At 47.6% G+C, this 13,982-nt stretch carries 8 protein-coding genes and 1 tRNA gene; 6 read left to right on the top strand and 3 right to left on the bottom strand.

The genetic code is table 11. The annotated features are described in order from the left end of the window. Positions 1 to 10: 10 nt before the first annotated feature. Positions 11 to 82: transfer RNA gene (locus B3A20_RS09390), tRNA-Gln, on the bottom strand. Between the two features lie 231 nt (positions 83 to 313). Next, positions 314 to 1,222 carry a 4-(cytidine 5'-diphospho)-2-C-methyl-D-erythritol kinase gene (gene ispE, locus B3A20_RS09385; protein ID WP_290763947.1) on the bottom strand — a complete coding sequence of 303 codons (909 nt, stop codon included), beginning with the start codon at positions 1,220 to 1,222 and terminating at the stop codon, positions 314 to 316. A 174-nt stretch (positions 1,223 to 1,396) separates the two neighbouring features. On the opposite strand from ispE, the gene B3A20_RS09380 reads away from it, so the two are divergent. The 5 genes from B3A20_RS09380 to B3A20_RS09360 all read left to right on the top strand — a co-directional run bounded on the left by B3A20_RS09380 (position 1,397) and on the right by B3A20_RS09360 (position 7,689). Further along, entirely contained in the window at positions 1,397 to 2,185 is a 789-nt protein-coding gene (locus tag B3A20_RS09380; protein ID WP_290763945.1) for an outer membrane lipoprotein-sorting protein, read from the top strand. Positions 2,186 to 2,192: 7 nt separating this feature from the next. Further along, positions 2,193 to 4,622 carry an efflux RND transporter permease subunit gene (locus tag B3A20_RS09375; RefSeq protein WP_290763943.1) on the top strand — a complete coding sequence of 810 codons (2,430 nt, stop codon included), beginning with the start codon at positions 2,193 to 2,195 and terminating at the stop codon, positions 4,620 to 4,622. Between the two features lie 23 nt (positions 4,623 to 4,645). Further along, entirely contained in the window at positions 4,646 to 6,040 is a 1,395-nt protein-coding gene (locus B3A20_RS09370) for a DUF1302 family protein (protein ID WP_290763941.1), read from the top strand. A 33-nt stretch (positions 6,041 to 6,073) separates the two neighbouring features. Then, positions 6,074 to 7,060, top strand: coding sequence for a hypothetical protein (locus B3A20_RS09365; RefSeq protein WP_290763938.1), 987 nt, complete (start codon positions 6,074 to 6,076; stop codon positions 7,058 to 7,060). 308 nt (positions 7,061 to 7,368) lie between these two features. Continuing rightward, positions 7,369 to 7,689 (top strand): hypothetical protein, encoded by a 321-nt coding sequence (locus B3A20_RS09360; RefSeq protein WP_290763935.1) that lies wholly within the window; start codon positions 7,369 to 7,371, stop codon positions 7,687 to 7,689. Positions 7,690 to 7,692: 3 nt separating this feature from the next. On the opposite strand, the gene B3A20_RS09355 is transcribed toward B3A20_RS09360, so the two are convergent. After that, a complete protein-coding gene (locus B3A20_RS09355) occupies positions 7,693 to 10,845 on the bottom strand; it encodes an FtsK/SpoIIIE family DNA translocase (RefSeq protein WP_296013785.1) in 3,153 nt (1,050 codons plus the stop codon). Between the two features lie 102 nt (positions 10,846 to 10,947). On the opposite strand from B3A20_RS09355, the gene B3A20_RS09350 reads away from it, so the two are divergent. Next, the gene (locus tag B3A20_RS09350; protein ID WP_290763931.1) at positions 10,948 to 13,977 is read left to right on the top strand and encodes a CHASE2 domain-containing protein; all 3,030 of its coding nucleotides are present in this window, start codon (positions 10,948 to 10,950) and stop codon (positions 13,975 to 13,977) included. Positions 13,978 to 13,982: the final 5 nt, after the last annotated feature.

Genomic DNA, 13,982 nt, shown 5'->3' with positions numbered 1-13,982 from the left:
AAAAAATTCATTGGGGTAGCTGGACTCGAACCAACGAATAACGGAATCAAAATCCGTTGTCTTACCACTTGACGATACCCCAATGGTGCGACAAAGATAGTAAAAAAGTTCCTTTTGTCAAAGACAAACGTGCATAAATTTCAAAAAAACAAGCAATTTCCAGGACTTAAACCGTAAAATTGAGTTACTAGTTAATAGTTAGTAGTTACTAGAGATTGCTATATAAACAATTTTAGTAACCAAGAACTACAAGATGCGGTAAAGCCTGCCTAGTAACTAGTAACTCCGAACTAATAACTGCGGCGAAGTCGCTCTACCTATGCCAGAACTTGGTCACGGTCTGGTAGCGAGAAATCGACTTCAAAGCAGCGGCAGCCTTTTCAGCAAGCTCCCGAGTCTTGAAAATTCCAAAAACAGAGGCCCCTGAACCGGACATCAAGGCGACATCGGCTCCTAGTTCAATGAATTTCTGCTTCATCTCGGCGACAAGCGGGTGCGTCGGAAACACGGAAATCTCAAAAGCGTTGAAGCAAAGGTTCGGATTGACCATCTGTTCAAACAATTCCTCGTCCGAAGGCAGTTCAACAATAGGTTCTCCGCACCTCGGGTACTGCAGCGCATTCCAAGAGGCCTTGTACTGCTCCCAGCGGTCCGGGCCAGACTTCGGAACACCCACATAAGCGTCCTTCGTCGGCACAGAATCCAGCGGAGTCGCAATGAGGAGTGCGGCCCCCTCCGGGAGTTCGAGCGGTTTTACGAACGTCAAACGCTCGCCTATACCCTCGGCAAAAGCAGTTCCACCTCGAACGAGGAACGGCACGTCGGCGCCAAGCCGAGCGCCGATAGATTCCAAAACCTCAAACGGATAGTCCAAATTCCACAGGCGGTTGAGCAAACGGAGCGTCGCCGCGGCATCGGCACTGCCACCGCCAAGACCGGCCCCCAGCGGCATAACCTTCGTAAGATGGATGTCCGCACCAAGAGCGCAATTGGCATATTCCTTGAGAGCTTTCGCCGCCTTGAACACCAGATCCGATTCCAGCGGATAGTTCTGCGGCTCGTTATACGTCAAATGGATTTCGCCATTTTCGCGGAGCGTCGCTTCGACGGTATCGCCCGCATCAACCGTCTGGAAGACCGTTCCCAAATCGTGGTAACCGTCTTCGCGCTTGCGGATGACATCGAGAAACAAATTGATTTTTGCTGGAGCGTATTCAAGCATAGCAGTAAACAGTAGTTAGTGATTAGTGGTTAGGACAATTTGCAGAGGTAAACTTAGAAAAGTTAGCTAGCTTGCTATTCCTAGTTGGAATAAAAAAAATGGACTTACTCGGGAAAAAAATTTTTCATCCACCCAAAACCGTAATATATTTATAACATTCAGAAGGGGAATTTCATGAAGAATTTTGTTTTCAAAGCACTCATTTCAAGTGCGTTGTTGATTTCTACAAGTTTCGCACAGACGGCAAACGAAATTGCCAAAAAAGTCCACGATTTGCCTAACGGCAAAACATCTTCCAGCATCATTTCTATCACGCTGGTGGACAAGAACGGCAAAAACCGCAACCGCGAAATCGTGTCTTACACCATGAAAGAGGGAACAACCGACAAGACGGTACTCGTTTTCAAGACACCGCGAGATGTCGCAGGTATCAGTTACCTCTCCTACGACTACCCCGACAAGGCCGACGGCTCCACCGTCGATAGCGACAGCTGGATTTACCTCCCCGCCATGAAAAAGGTACGTCGCGTTTCGGGTTCCAGCAAAGATGACGACTTCCAGGGAACCGATTTCACGTACGACGATCTCGGCAACCGCAGCCTTTCCAAGGACAATTTCGCTATTCTCGGTTCAGAAAAAGTGAACGGAGTCGATTGCTGGATTCTAGAAGCCAAAGCGAAGGATTCCAAAGCAAAAGTAAGCCGCCGCGTCACCTGGGTTGACAAGAAAACCTACGTCACCTACAAAGGCGAATATTACGACAAGCAGAACCGTCTCCAAAAAACGCTCATTTGCGAAAACATCAAGCAAATCAAGGGCTACTGGACAACGCAGAAAATGACCATGACCAACGTCCAAACAAACCACAAAACAATCTACGAAATCAAGGACCTAAAATACGACGAAGCCGTAAACAAGAGTTTTTTTACGGTAAGCTCCTTGGAACGTGAACTCGTCAAATGATGTCTCTATGAAAGTAACTGCAATCAATCATTTTTTCGGGAAAGTCGGACAAGCACAGATTCGTTTCCGTTGGGCAATACTCGCCGTCTTTACCGTCATCACCTTGATTTGCTGCATGGGTTTAACCCACTTTTCTTTTTCTCTCGGAGACGAAGGATGGTTTGGCGGTTCAGACGAAATCACGATCAACAAAAAGAAATACGAAGAAGTTTTCGGCAACCTGAATGGAGTCGGAGTCCTTATTATTAAACAGAGCGACGGAGACTTGTTCAACGAAGATATGCTGAAAGTGATTGACCGCCTCGGCAACCGTTTGCGAGACGAAATTCCGTTTGCAGACCGCCTGACTTCAATTATCGAAGTAGATATCCCCGTCGGAAACGAGGAAGGTTTCGAAGTCAAGAAGCCTTTTAAAGACTGCATACCTTCTGATTCGGCGGAACTCGCCAAGGCACGTGCACTGGTGATGCGCGGGAGCGAACAGACGAACGCCCTTATCAATTCGCTTGTAAGCGACAATGGCAAAGAATCGTGGATTTTACTGTCGCTGTTGCCGTTCGAAGGCAAAACCCTCGACGAAGAATTCAACGGCGATAAGGACGAAGTTACCTTGGCCATCGGCTACAAGCTTATGGAAATTATCGAAAGCGAGGAATTCCAAAGTAGCGGTTATAAACTTTACGGAAGCGGAGTTCCTTACGAAGACGCAAAAGAGGAACGCTACGACGTTCCCGAATACGGTAAATGCGTCATGCTCGGTTTTGTCGTGATGCTTATATTCCTTGCCCTATTCTTGCGCAATATTTTCGGCGTTATCGTGCCAGCCTTTGCTACCCTTGGTGCGATCGCTTCGGTACTCGGGGCAATGTCCTTCTTTGGAATCAAGGCAGATTCAACCCTCATTTCGCTCCCCATCGTTCTTGGCATGGCCCTTGCCGTCGGCTATTCGGTGCATTACATCAACATGTTCAAGCTGTTTTTCCGCCGCACGGGCAAACGCAAAGAGTCCGTAGTCATGTGTGTCGAGGAATGCGGATGGTCCGTGCTGTTCACCGTCATAACGACCATGGCGTCATTCGTGAGTTTCTTGTTCGTCGATATGAAGCCGCTCTCGTGGATGGGCAAAACGGCAGCCCTTATCGTGTTCGCCATTTATATTTACGTATCGGTGCTGATTCCGATTTTGCTCTCGTTCGGCAAAGATTCCGCTCCAGATACTGCAAACGAAATGGGAGCAACCAAGCTCGACATGCATTTCTCTCGTTGGGCTGGATTTGTTCAAAAAAAGAGATGGCCCATCATCATTACCTCGATTCTTGTTCTTGCCGCTTTTATCCCGGGGATATTTAAAATCACCGCACGAGTAGACTACGACGCCATATCGGGTGATAAAATGCCTTACATTCAAAAGCAAAAAGAGATGCTCGCAGCGAAGCTCGGGAACCGTTACAGCTACTCCGTTATGATTCAATTCGATGAGGAAGGAGCTTTCAAGGATCCTCAAAACATGAATGCGTTATTGGATTTCGAAAAGTTCTTAGGAACGCTCTCGCTCACCAAATGGTCTGGCGGTAAAGCACGAGTCTCTTCGGTCACAAGCATCCTGAAAGAAATGAACAGCGCCTTAAACGAAGGGAAAGAAGAATTTTATAAAGTTCCCGAAGATGAATACGTGCTGGCACAGCTCATGGAGCTTTCATCCATTGAAATGCGCGAAGACTTCAATGATTTTATGGACGAAGATTTCAAGATTACGACCGTTAACGTAGACATGAGCCGCTACGCCACCGAAGAAGCCCGCGATAACGTAGCCGCCATACAGACGAAGTTATCGGAGCTATTCCCCAAAGCCCATAGCAGCTTACTTGGCGACATGATCCAATACGCCGAGATGAGCAATCGAACCGTCTTTGGCGGTATCAAGTCCATCGGATTTTCAATCATCATTATCGCCATCATGCTTATCGCGGCATTCGCAAGCATACGAACTGGACTCATCAGCATGATTCCAAACATAGCTCCGGTCATCCTTGTTGGCGGAGTCATGGGATACATGGATTACGCTCTTGACTTTGGTACCGTGACTGTGATGCCAATGATTCTAGGCATCGCCGTTGACGACACCATCCACCTGACGACGCACCTTAAAATGGGACTTGAGAAGTACGGAACTTACGGTACCGCGATGGAATCTTGTTTCCGTGAAATCGGCAAGTCCATGTTCCTTACAACACTGATTCTTTGCGCCATGTTCACTGTTTACCTGTTTAGTCCCATGCGTTTTTTGTTCATCGTTGGAGTTTTAGTCATTTTCGGCCTTGCCGGAGCCCTGCTTGCGGATTACACCATTTCCCCAGCATTGTTAAATGTGGTCAAGCCATTCGGCAAAGAAAAACAAACATCATTACGAATTCCAGAGGAACAAAGCAATTCATAAAACTATTTATCGGAGTCATACTTATGAGTTTTAAAATGTTTAAAGAGCTCTCCATTTATGGACTTATCTTTGGTTCATCAATTTTCGCGCAGGAAATCAATTTTACAGGAAGTTTCACTTCTCAAGTAGGAATTGGTTTGCCGCACACGCACGAAAACAAAGGTGACTTTTTGCTCGGCCAGAATATTTTCGATGGCACGATAAAATCTTACATTGACGAAGCAACCGTTGTCGTGAACGCGCAATTGGTTCATGACGCTTTAGGCTCCCAATCTGCAAACGGATATTCCGCATTAATCTCTGACGACGGCTCGTTTGCGCTCAAGCTGAAAGAAGTTTACATCGACTGGAAAGGCGAAATGCTCGCCCTCAGAGTCGGTCGGCAAATAGTCTCTTGGGGAAAAGCAGACGACATCCAAATAACAGATGTCATTTGCCCTAAAGACGAAGCCAGCTTTGTCGCAAGCGATTACAACGAATCCAGACTTGGGATTGATGCCGTACGTCTTTCACTTTTGACAGAAAAAATCCAAGCGGACGTGTATTACATTCCGTTCTTCACGCCTAGCATTCTGCCGCTTGCAAAAGGCAACCCGCTCAAAGCAAAAGTTTTCCCAGCAAACGTAGATGGGATTAGAATTTACGCACCGGAGGACTACCGCGATTTAGAGCATCCAAGCAAACATGTTTCCAACAGCGAATTCGCTTTTAGGGCAAGTGCCTACACCTCTTTTGCAGACATGTCGTTGTATTACTTTTACGGCTGGGACGACACCCCATTTTTCAAGTACAACCCTCACATGGTCATATACAATTCTGCGGATTCCAAAGACAACTCAAGTATTTACGATGACATCTTTGAAATTGATATTTCCGGCAAGTACAAACGCATGATGATGATTGGCCTTGATGCCGCTATTCCCGTAGGGGAATTCGTCATCCGTCTTGAAGAAGCATACTTCCCGAAACGGCATTTTCAAACAACGGCGGAATATCAAATGCAACGCCAATTCAGCGGAAAAAACGTGAAATCCAGTTTGCAAAAACACCAGCTCATAAGCTTAGCGGGGCTAGACTGGACACCAAGTGGAGGCTGGACGATTACGGCTCAATATGTTGCAGACATTGTATTTGACCACGACAAAGCGATTGACCGCAAGAATTTCGAACACCAAGCGACACTCAGCATCGAAAAATCAGTACTCAACGAAACGTTAACGCTCATGGCTTCGGGTGCACTTGATTTGCGAGCTTTTTCTAGTGCAGCAGAACTCGAAATCGATTATAAGCTAAACGATGCCATTACCTTAAGTGCAATAGGCGACTTATACTATGGAGGAACCGACCGCAAAAAAGGATTGTTTGGCGAGTACCGCAACTTAAGCAGCATTACGTTCAAAGGAAAAATTTCATTCTAAAAACGGATCCCAAAGTATTTTACGGAGGTTTTTATGAAAAAGAAATTTATACTCATTTTTATTGTACTTAGCAGCACGCTCTTTGCAGAAGAAACCTCCGCTTTAGAAAAAACATCCCACAGAAAGTCGCCATGGGAGCTTTCAGCGACAGCATCGGCGGCGTATTATCCCAAAACAGACCACAAATCGGGTTCTAGCCATTTTTCAGGAGTGAGCGGAGCTTATAACGGTATTGAAGGAATCGTTGAATTCGATGCCGCCTACACACTCCCCTTTTTACGCGGTTCCGATGAATTCACTGCAGAAAACCATGTGACATTCAACATCGGCTTAGAAATTTCACCTGTCACGATAGCACCAGTCGCCTCAGTGACGCTCTCCCCCATTGCATTTTTAGAGTTCGCCATTGGCGGCACAATAGGTACAGGCTGGAACATCGGCGACTTATTCCAAGGAATGGCGGAGTTCAACGAATCCAAACCCGCTTACAGAGACTTGACTCCATTTGCACACTGGTACTTGTATGGTTGGGCAAGCGCATGCCTTATGTTTGACTTGGCGGCTCTTTGGGAAGGCGACTGGCACCATGTCGTCGCCACCGCCACTTTCAAAGCGGGATACCAAAACATAACAGGAACCGATAAAGAGGTCTGGCTTTGGCAAGCATCCAAAGGTCTCGCGAGCGGCTGGGTCTATGAGCAGGAATATCTTTTAGGATACCAAATGCCACTGAAGCTCTCGATGATTGGCGTGGGCGCTACGCTTTGGGGCAATTTCCAATCTAGTGATTTCGGCGACTATTCGTCAAACTACAAAGGTGACTTTATGACCATCGACATTTGGCCCATGGCTGAAATCACGTTCAGCAAGACAGACAAGTTCTATATACTTTTAGATTTTCGCTCACGCCGAAGCTTTCATGAAAAATACAAGGACGTAGAATACGAGCCCCTAATGACCTACAGCGGCAGAGAATGGATATTCTACACGTTCGGATTCCAGTGGAAACATCTGTTTTAATTTTTCTTCAGTCTTTTTTACTAAATATAAAAATGCAATACAGAACCTAGAATGGAACTTAGAACCGCTTTGAACGATACTGAAATGACAACACCTCGCCCAAACTTGCAGCAGAAATTGCAGCACACATCGAAAAGATAAACTCGTTAATTAGACGCAACTGGACTCGACGCCGTTTTCGGTTTATTTTAATTAACGAATTCATTCCCAACTTCTTCACCTTCCCCATCAACTCGACAAGCGTTTATTTCAATCAAAATGTCATAAACGGCATTCAAGAACTTCTAGATGCAGGGAAATGGGTCATCTTGGACGAGGCCTTATGCGTAAACGGAAAGGAGCTTTCAAGAACATTAGGAATTCTTGCCTACATCGTCTCGACACTATTTATCCGCATCAAATACGGCAAAGAAAATTACCCCTTGCTACTTGCAGATAAAGAAAAACGACTGAACTACCGCTTCTACGAACTCAAGCTGGAGCCGGAATTGATTATTGATGTTCAAAAGCAGATAGAGCGATACCTTCTGGAAAACGGTATCAACAAAAAAATCATAGCCAAAGTCAAATTGCTCATTGAAGAACTTTTTATGCTTGTTTACGAGAAAAATGGGATTCGAATCGACTAGAAATCACCCGAATCTCCCGGAACGTTCGAGCTGCATGAGTTCGTCCATTCCGATAAGCATGGCACGCGGTTTCGAGTTGCCCTTGCTCGGGCCACACACGCCAAGGCCATACAGCTGGTCCACAATCTTCCCGGCTCGGCTGTACCCCACGCTAAAGTGACGTTGCACCGCCGAAGTCGAAAGGCCGTTCACGCTAATCGCCCATTGCGCGACTTCGAACAGGAGCTTATCGAGCTTTTCGTTTTTCATCGAACCGCCGCCTTCTTCATCGCCCTCTTCGCCACCCGAGACATCGAACGATTCCACCTGCGGGTAGAACACGTTCTGGTCGGAGCAGGCATCTGCCAAGCGTTCGGCTTCTTCGTCGCTGAGGAATGCACCGTGTACGCGCACCGGATCCGGGTCGTTCACAGCCTTGTAAAGCATGTCACCACGGCCCAAAAGCTTTTCGGCACCGGCATGGTCCATCACCGTGCGGGCGTCAATCTGGGATGCCACCTTGAAGCTGATTCGTGTCGGCAAGTTCGCCTTGATGATACCCGTAATGACCTTCACAGACGGACGCTGTGTCGCCAGCACCAAATGGATGCCCACGGCACGAGCCTTAGCCGCCAAACGCGCCACGGACTTTTCGATTTCCTTGCCCGCGACCATCATGAGGTCCGCCATTTCGTCGATAATCACGACGATAAATGCCATACGGTGACCGCGATCTTCTTCAGGGACTTCATCTGGCAATTCGCCTGCTTCGAACTTTGCGTTAAAGCCACCGATGTTACGCACCTTTGCAGATGCCAAAACTTCGGTACGGCGGTCCATCTCGTAGCAGAGCCACTGGAGCGCCTGAATTGCAATTTCGGGCTTCGTGATGACAGGCGCCAAAAGATGTGGAATGTTTTCGTACATCTTGAGTTCCACCGCCTTCGGGTCTACAAGAATCATGCGGAGTTCATCCGGAGTCTTGCTAAAGAGCATCGACGCCATGAGCGCGTTGATGCAAACAGACTTACCAGAACCCGTCTGACCGGCAATCAGCAAATGCGGAGCCTTAGCCAAGTCCATTGTAAACGATTCGCCAGTAATGTCCTTCCCTAGCGCAACGAGAATCTTGTCGTGCGCGGGCTTGAACTTTTCGCTCATGAACACATCGCGGCAAAACACCGTCTGGAACTTGCGATTCGGAATTTCCACACCGACAGCAGCCTTACCAGGAATCGGCGCTAAAATGCGAATGGACGAAACCTTCAGCGGAAGCGCCAAATCTTCTTGCAATGCCGAGAAGCGGCTCACCTTCACGCCCGGCCCCGGTTCCACTTCAAAACGGGTAATCATCGGGCCCGTTTCACAACCAATCACGCGGCCCTTCACCTTGAAGTTTTCAAGTTTTTCTTCAAGCATTTTGCCGATGGCATTCAACTCTTCTTCGGTGTAATCCGCGGTCTGCGCTTCGTGCGTATCGAGAATCTTTGCGATTTCAGGAATCTTGTATTCGTCGTAAGATGCCGTCGGAGCCACAGGAATCGGAGCAGAATGAACAGCCGGTTTAGATGCCGGGCGCGCATTTCCATTAGCATTCCCTGCACCACCCATCGTCGCACCGAAAGTCGGATCCTCACCCACTTCATCCGCACCAACCACAACCGGAGCAAACGTTTCATCATCTTCGACCGCAGGGCTTCCCGGGAAATCCTCTACGTAGGCGCCATCACCGCCCAAAAGCTCTTCGGCATGGATTGCCGCACGAGTTTCCACAGAATCCGAAAGCGTTGCGTCATGGACAATCGTATTGGCGCTTGTCGAAGATTTTGCGGTGTCCCCTGCAGATTTAGCTGTTTTCGCTGCTTTCGGCACTTCAACTCTTCCAACAACAGTCCTTTCCGCCGTTCGACGAACGGCGCCGCCGACATTTGCAGCATTGCCGCCCGCATTCGCAGCGCCATTTCCAATAACCGCATCCACAGTTTCAGAGCCCGCCGTACGGCGCACATCGCCCTTCACCTGCATACGGCCCTTATGCCCCTTTTCCCAGTCAATCAAATCGCGAGCACGGCGGAGCGCACCGATGCGTTCCTTGATTTCCAGAATCTGGAGTGCATTCATGTGGCGTTCGTTCAAGCGGAGTTCTTCTTCCAAACGACGGATTTCCGGATCTTCATAGACTCCATCATCGTCCGCACCACCCAAAGTTCCGCCAACAGGCTCATTTCCGACATTCCCAATTGACGCATTTTGCAAATCGAGCGGGCGCGCATTCCCTGCAGCATACTGAGGCAATCCAAACGATTCGCCCACCTGCGTCTGCATTTCCGAGCGGTTCACATCCAAATCGTCCGTGAGCCAGTTATGGCGTGCATTAAACGGTTCCACCTTCCCACGGCGACGCATTTTCGCAGAGTCCGGGACAAAAATCATCGTCTCGTCTTCCATCACCACGCCACGGCGGAGCGTCTTTTTCTCCTCGCCCTTTTTGCCCTTCTTATCGCTAACATCAGGGAAATCGAGCGTTTCGACCTCAATCGGAGCCATCGAACGTCGACGACTAAAAACCGCACACACATAGCGCATCGTCTGCGCCACAAACTTAAAGTGCCTCGGGCGCACCCCAAACGAAAGCACGAGAATCAAGGCTAGCGCCACTAAAAGCAAAACTAGTGGAGCCACATACGAAGCCTTTCCAAATACGGGTATCGCCAGGTTCTGCAAAAAGAACTCGCCCAACACGCCACCATTCATCGAAAGAGCATCGTTCGAAACGTTCTTAACCCCAAAATTCTTGAGGGACATCAAAAACGAAACGTTCACGACAAGCAGGCTTACCCCGACAGCAAAGCGCAACAATTTTGCACGCAGCGATGCCACCGCAATGAAAAGTCCCCAAAGGATAAGTGCCGCCGTAAAGATAACGACCGCCACGCGCCCAAACAGGAACGTCATAAAGTCCGGGAACATGACGCCAAAATAATCGCCAAGCCAATTTTCTTGCTTGCCCACAATCGAGAAAGTGACGCAACCCAGCAAAAGAATGACACCCGCAATCAGCACCAGGTAACCCACCATCATCGTTATAAAGTACGAATCCGGTTCCTGAATATCCTTTTTCGGTTCATCTTTTGGTTTCTTAGTTTTCTTAACAGTTTTTTTCTTTTGTACAGCCAAAAACACGCTCCTCAAATTACAACACTAAATATAGTCTAATAACAGCCACAACTTGAGCACAAAAAATGACACTCTTTACCCAATTATTATTTTTTTAAGGTTATGGCAAAAAAATATTCAAAAAATCAGAAAAAACTTTTTTTCGGGGTCGCATTTACGGCTATCGCCGTACTGCTCATTCTCTTCTTCGGAAACCCCAAGAAAAACTATATTGCAGAATCCGCAGAAAACATTTTCTATGACCAGTTTTTCAAAATGAATACAGAGGTCGAGGACTCCACCGGCCGCAAGGACGGAGTCATCATGGAAAGCAAGCCATACAACGACCCGAGCATCATCATCGCCGATATTGACGAAAAATCCCTGCAAAAACTAGGGCATTACTACGAATGGGACCGTTCCATCCACGCTAATGTCATCAAGAACTTGAGCGAAGGTGGAGCTGCCGCTATCGCATTCGATATTCTCTTCAAGGAAGCGGACTTTGGAAAACGCAGAGGTGCCAAATGCCATGACATCCTCACCACCCTTAACCCCGACACAAGCCATATCGCTCTTTTTTCGCAAATACAGTCGTATTATAATTATGATTCCCTGCTTGTCGAAGCCACACGCAACTCTGGCATTTGCATCGTCAGCTACCTGATGAACACCACGTCGTACTACAAGAACAAAAGCGACTGGTATCCGCTCAGTACATGGAACCGCGCCAAGGAAATCGGTTTTTCATCGACATTCCAGCTCAATCAGGCAGACAAGCCACAGAACATAGAATCACGTCAGATTTTAGACAACATATTTCCAGAACTTTCAAACGCAGGCGCCCACATCGGAGCCGTCAACGCCTACCCGGATAACGATGGTACCATCCGCCGCATCAACATGTTGTACAAGTTCCCTTACGTCAAAGACGACAAGCTCGCCCCACAGCGCATTTATTCAACGCTCTCGCTGATGACCATATTGCACTTGTTCCACAAAGATCCCAAAGATGTCACCATAAAAATGGGAAAATATATTGACATCGGAAAGCCCTTTGGCATTTATCGCGATTCCGCAGGCGAATACCAGACAACATATCCAAACTTTACATACCCCATGTTCACAGCGCTCCGCAAAAAAATGAAAGAAATCAAGGAAAGCGGAGTTGCAAAGGCAAGCCTCGTCGAAACCTCTTCAAAAACAACAGTAAAGCGGAATAACGAGGGACAAATCATCTTCGATATTTTTGTCGATGGCAAGCAGCATTTAAACGCAAAGCTATCGGACATACTTCGTCACCTCCCAGAGAGCATTTTCAACAGACTAGAGACCTCTGAATCCGTAAAACTCGACAGCGGATTCACGATAGCAAAAAGCGAAGACGACGAAGGCGTCTACACCATTACAAACGAAGATGACGAAATTTATATCACGCCTAGCATCCTGAGCACCATTCATTTTTATGAACCCACATACAGCAAAATCAAAATTGGCGAGCACAAGCATCTTTCGCGCCACTTAAACATCAGCTACAACAAGGCAAAAGACGAGTGGTCCGCTTCCATTGCTTTTTTCACAAATAACATATTACATGACATTTTAAAAGCCACAGACGAACAAATCAACAGCCTAAAACCCGGTGAAGAATTGCGATTCGGTCCGCACAAGCGCATTCCCATCAGCGAGAAGGGAGAATATCTCATCAAGTACAAAGGACGTTTCAACCGCGTCTCGCCGGAGACGAGAACGTTCAAGCACGTGTCTTACTATGACATTTTCAGCGATTCTACAAATCTCGACCAATACGCAGGAAAGACCGTTATTCTTGGCTCCTCCGTTTCTGCACTGTTTGATATTGTCAACGGTCCGCACGAAGAAAACATTCCCGCGATTCTCGTACACGCAAACATCATCAAGAATATCCTCGAAGACGACTACTTGACCGTTTTAGACGAACGCTACCAACGTTATGTCGTCATATTCCTTGCATTGATAAGCACGCTCATCGGGCTTTACTCCAGAAGCTTCCTGTCGTTCTTCTTTATGATTTCGCTTACCATCCTCTACACGATCCTTGCCTACATCTGTTTTAAGCACAACATTTATATCGGCGTATCCAAGCAACTTCTCGCCATCATTACCCCCAACACACTCGCAATGGTCATCCAGGCTTATTTCGAGAGCAAGGAAAAGAAGTTTATCGAGAGTTCGTTCAAGCAATACATTTCACCGGAACTGATTGACGAAATGGTGGCAGGCGGCATCACCCCGCAGCTCGGCGGCGAAGAATCTGTCATTTCAGCTTATTTTACCGACATTCAGGGCTTTTCGACATTCTCCGAAAAAATCGGCAGCGCAAGCAAACTCGTTGAATTATTAAACGATTACTTGAGCGCCATGACCGATGTACTTACGACCAAGAACAAAGGAACACTTGACAAATACGAGGGAGACGCCATTATCGCCTTCTTCGGCGCACCGATGAAATACGATGACCACGCAAAGCGCGCCTGCAACACGGCTCTTGACATGCAAACCGAGCTTTTGAGGCTCCGAAAGAAATGGCTCAGTGAAGGCGATAAATGGCCTGAAGTGGTCCACAACATGCACATGAGAATCGGTATCAACACAGGCAATATCGTGACCGGGAACATGGGTTCGACCATGCGCAAAAACTACACGATGATGGGTGACGAAGTGAACCTTGCCGCACGCCTCGAAAGCGCCGCCAAGCAGTACGGAGCTTACATCCACGTCAGCAAAAATACAATTGACCAGCTTGCTGAGCAGAAAATAGACAAACAGTACATTTACCGTTCGCTAGACATAATCCGTGTTGTCGGTAAGGACGATCCTGTCGAGACATTTGAACTGCTCGCCTACGCAAACGATAAAAACGCAAGCAAGCTGAAAAATCTCTGTACGCTATGGGAACAGGCGCGGGCCGCTTACCTTTCCATGGATTGGGATAAAGCCATCAAATTATTCACCCAGTGCCTTGATTTCGAGCCGCACTTACCCGAACGCGATCCGGGCAGCAAGACATGCCCAAGCAAAGTCTATATAAAGCGTTGCCTAGCCTATAAACAAAATCCGCCTGCAAGCGCAGGCGAAAAATGGGACGGAATCTTTACCGCTACGGAGAAGTAGTTGGC

Origin of the sequence: Fibrobacter sp. UBA4297 (genome assembly GCF_002394865.1) — a bacterium.
Lineage (GTDB): Bacteria > Fibrobacterota > Fibrobacteria > Fibrobacterales > Fibrobacteraceae > Fibrobacter.
This window is presented reverse-complemented; position numbering and strand designations above follow the sequence as displayed.

Bases quoted from the DNA above. Each gene is read 5' to 3' on its own strand.
- B3A20_RS09380 (WP_290763945.1), top strand. From the start codon at position 1,397: ATGAAGAATTTTGTTTTCAAAGCACTCATTTCAAGTGCGTTGTTGATT.
- B3A20_RS09370 (WP_290763941.1), top strand. From the start codon at position 4,646: ATGAGTTTTAAAATGTTTAAAGAGCTCTCCATTTATGGACTTATCTTT.
- B3A20_RS09375 (WP_290763943.1), top strand. From the start codon at position 2,193: ATGAAAGTAACTGCAATCAATCATTTTTTCGGGAAAGTCGGACAAGCA.
- B3A20_RS09365 (WP_290763938.1), top strand. From the start codon at position 6,074: ATGAAAAAGAAATTTATACTCATTTTTATTGTACTTAGCAGCACGCTC.
- ispE (WP_290763947.1), bottom strand. From the start codon at position 1,222: ATGCTTGAATACGCTCCAGCAAAAATCAATTTGTTTCTCGATGTCATC.
- B3A20_RS09350 (WP_290763931.1), top strand. From the start codon at position 10,948: ATGGCAAAAAAATATTCAAAAAATCAGAAAAAACTTTTTTTCGGGGTC.